3 protein-coding genes are annotated in these 3,828 nt (G+C 46.4%); all 3 read left to right on the top strand.

Annotation, left to right across the window (positions count from 1 at the left end; genetic code table 11):
• Positions 1-1,704 (top strand): CLIPPER-2 domain-containing protein (locus IEV57_RS19145; RefSeq protein ID WP_229744579.1); only part of this gene is annotated, 1,704 nt, incomplete at its 5' end.
• Positions 1,705-1,718: 14 nt separating this feature from the next.
• On the top strand, positions 1,719-2,693 hold the full coding sequence (locus tag IEV57_RS19140) for a PorP/SprF family type IX secretion system membrane protein (protein WP_188444645.1): 975 nt from the start codon (positions 1,719-1,721) through the stop codon (positions 2,691-2,693).
• Between the two features lie 2 nt (positions 2,694-2,695).
• Positions 2,696-3,828 (top strand): tetratricopeptide repeat protein (locus tag IEV57_RS19135; protein ID WP_373282277.1); only part of this gene is annotated, 1,133 nt, incomplete at its 3' end.

Here is a 3,828-nt window from a genome sequence, read left to right as displayed (position 1 = left end):
ATTGACAACGGCTCAATCGTAAACGTAGCGAGCACTCAAGGTGAAGATCCAAACGGAGACACGCCAGGTGACGAGGCAACAGTAACGGTAGACGTTGATCAAAACTCAGCAATCACAATAGCGAAGTCAGCGAACAAGTCGCAAGTAACAGCAGCAGGCGAGGAAGTAGTTTACACGTTGACGGTAACGAACACAGGTAACACTACTTTGACAGATGTGATGTTGGTAGATGCGATGTTGAATGTATCTGAGAATGTAGGAACACTACTTCCAGGTCAGTCAGTGAGCAGAGACTACACTTATACAGTAATACAGGCTGACATTGACAACGGCTCAATCGTGAACGTAGCGAGTACTCAAGGTGAAGATCCAAACGGAGACACTCCAGGTGATGAAGACGAAGTGATTGTTGAAGTTGATCAGAGAGCAGGTATTGAGATTGTGAAAACTACACAGTCTACTACTTACCTTCAGTTGGGAGAAGTGATCAACTACAACTTGACAGTGACCAACACAGGAAGCGTAACATTAAGTAATGTAGTGGTAAGAGATCCATTGACAGGCTTCAATAATGTGATTGCGAGCTTGGCACCAGGACAAGTAGTAAGCCTTGCGACTTCTTATACGATAACAGGAGAAGATCTAGAAAGAGGAACTTTGTTGAATACAGCTTCGGTATCTGCAGAGACACCTGATGGCGGAACGATAGGAGATGAAGATTCGGTAACAATCGGAGGAGGAGCAAGACCAATCATAGCCAACGATGACGAGTTTGGAGAGTTTGCAGTAAGCTTCGGCGGACGTATAGGCAACATTCTTGACAACGACTTGTTGGATGGTCAGGCAGTAACGATGGACAACGTAGACTTTGTGTTCACAGAGTTGGATGGCATCATCGGTTTGTTGATCAATCCAAACGGAGAGTTGAGCTTGATTCCAGGAGTGAACGAAGCCAGAGACTACAGATTGAGATACGTGTTGAGTGAGACACTTAACCCGACCAACAGTGACGAGGCGTTCGTGACCTTCAGAATACTGAATGACGAAGTGGATATGTCAGTAACGAAGACATCATTCGATGTAGAGATCTTCGAAGGAGACGAATTCGAATACGAGATCGTGGTAAGAAACAACGGAGAGAACGATGCAGTAGATGTAGTGATCACTGATGACTTACCAAACGGAGTGAGCTATGTAGGATCCACCTTCACGGCGAGCAACAATGCGATTGAGCCAGCCACAACAGTGAACGGGCAGCAAGTAAGATGGACAGTGGCTAACTTCCCTGCCGGTGCGAGCTTGACGATCAGAGTACAGGTAAGGGCAAATGCACTAGCAAGTCCAACGTCTCAGACGATCACCAATGTGGTAACAGTAAGCTCAGGTGGCGTAGAGATCAATCCTGATGACAATACAGACAGTGATGTAAATACGGTTAATCCGTTCTTTATCCCGAACGTGATTACTCCAAACGGAGACAATAGAAACGACAGTTTTGAGATCAAAGGTCTAGGTAAGTTTGCTTCCAACGAGATCGTGATCTTCAACAGATACGGAGACCATGTCTTCGAGCGCACGAACTATCAGAATGATTGGAGAGCTGACGGCCTTCCAGCAGGAACATACTACTACGTATTGGTAGGAACAGATGGAACAGGTAGAGCGCACGATTTCAAAGGTTGGATTCAAGTAATCAAAGACTAAAGGAAGAAGAAATCATGAAAAGGATTTTTAAAACACTAGGAATGACAATGCTGATGGCTGTGATAGCCATCGGCATGGTCGAAGGTCAGCAGCTGCCGCAGTTCAGCCAGTACATATTCAACGGCCTTCACATCAACCCGGCGTATGCGGGCTACAAGGGAGAGCCGTACATACAGAGCACCTACCGAAGTCAGTGGGTTGGCTTTGAGGGCGCTCCGACCACCTTTACAGTGACAGCGGATCTGAGTGCAAACGAAGGACTGATGGGCTTTGGTTTATCGGTACTTTCAGACAAGATGGGGCCGACCAATACGAACGGAGCGATGTTGTCATATGCATACAGGATACAGACAGGCAGAGAATCATTTTTGGGCTTGGGAGCAAGTGTGGGAGCGAGTGAATACGCAATCAACGGCGACATGCTTAGAGCCAACGATCCGAATGATCCGAACCTGCCAGAAGGCAGAGTGAACATGTTCACACCGAACATGAACCTAGGGATGTTCTTTCACAACAGCAGGTTCTATGCTGGAGTGAGTGCCTACAACATGATTGGCAGAGGAGCCTTGGAAAGAGAAGACATTGCACTTGCCTACCATGACTTCCATTACTATATTACAGCAGGAGTAATGATTCCGATCTCAAGCAGTGTACAGTTCAAGCCAAGCTTTTTGATCAAAGAAGTAAAAGGCGCCCCGACGAGTTACGACATCAACGGGATGGTGCTGTTCAAAGAAAGATTGTGGCTGGGAGCTTCGTACAGATCGAATATGCAGATTGGTATGGAAAACCTACAGGACAACCTGAATCAGCGGAACGCAGTAGCCTTCCTGTTGGAAGTGTTTGCGACCAACAACCTGCGACTGGGATATGCCTATGACCACAGCATGAACGTGCTGAGTGATTACAGGAACAACTCCCACGAGATATCTGTAGGGTATTACATTGCACCGAGAAGTGTCACCATGAAAAATCCTAGATGGTTTTAACTATGAAAAATCTTTTTACAACACTACTGATAGGATCATTGCTGTTTTTTGGAACAGGGACAATGGAGCTACAGGCGCAGAACGCACTATTACGCTACGCAGACAAGCAGTATAGTTTGGATAACTTCCAGCATGCCGCCGAAGTGTACGAGCAGGCCTATGCCAAGAAGGAAAAATACCAAACAGCTAGACAGATAGCACAATCCTACGATAAGATCAGAGACTACCAAAAAGCCAACGATTGGTGGGCTAAAGTAGTAAACTTTGAAGAAGCAGACAGAGACGATTACTACGAATACCTGGTGTCATCCTATATGGTGAACAACGGAGAAGTAGAGATGGATGCCTTACTAGAAGGTTCAGACTTCACAGCAGACGACTTTCCAGAGATCGATGCGCAGAAGATGAAGACGCTTTACAGTCAGCGAGCCAACCTGAAGCTAGTGCCTGTGGCAGGAGTGAACAGCAGCGGTTCAGATATGGGCATGGCCCTAGACAAAAACAAGAACATGTACTTTGCTTCCGACCGAGGCGCAGTAACACCAACGGAGAAGGCAGCGATCAGACTTGATCTGAACAACATCTACAGCAAGGAGAAGTATGACTTCAACGACAGGGAGTTTTTCAGGATCATCAGAAAAGATACAGCAGGCAACCTAACCGAGTTGAACACAGGCGACGAAGAAGTACTCCACTTCTCAGATGCAAGCTTTATGCATAGCAAAGACTTGATGTTCTATACGGTGACAAGAAGGATCACCAAAGCAAAGCGAACCCTAGAGTTTGCGGTAGGTACAGAGATTTACTATAGCAAAGTAGACGAATCAGGCATGATGTCAGAACACAAGGCGATGCCCTTCAACGAAGCAACCAAATACGGAGTGATGCATCCCTTTGTGGATGAACAAGCCAAAAGAATTTACTTCAGCTCAGACATGGAAGGCGGACAAGGAGGCTTTGACCTCTACTACGTGAGCTATGACGAAGACTTAAACTTTGGGACCCCAGTAAACTTAGGTCCCTCGGTCAACACAGGTAAAAACGAAAGCCATCCGTATAGAATAGGAGACAAGCTTTACTTTTCGAGCAACGGCCACCCAGGCTTGGGAGGCTTGGATGTGTTTATGGCAGACTA

This window comes from Belliella aquatica (assembly GCF_014637795.1).
In the GTDB taxonomy this organism is placed as follows: Bacteria; Bacteroidota; Bacteroidia; order Cytophagales; family Cyclobacteriaceae; genus Belliella; species Belliella aquatica.
Note: the sequence above shows the minus strand (reverse complement) of the source record. Positions and strands in the feature narration are given on the sequence as shown.

What these genes read in the sequence shown, in the direction of transcription:
- IEV57_RS19140 (WP_188444645.1), top strand. Translation starts at nt 1,719, where the DNA reads ATGAAAAGGATTTTTAAAACACTAGGAATGACAATGCTGATGGCTGTG.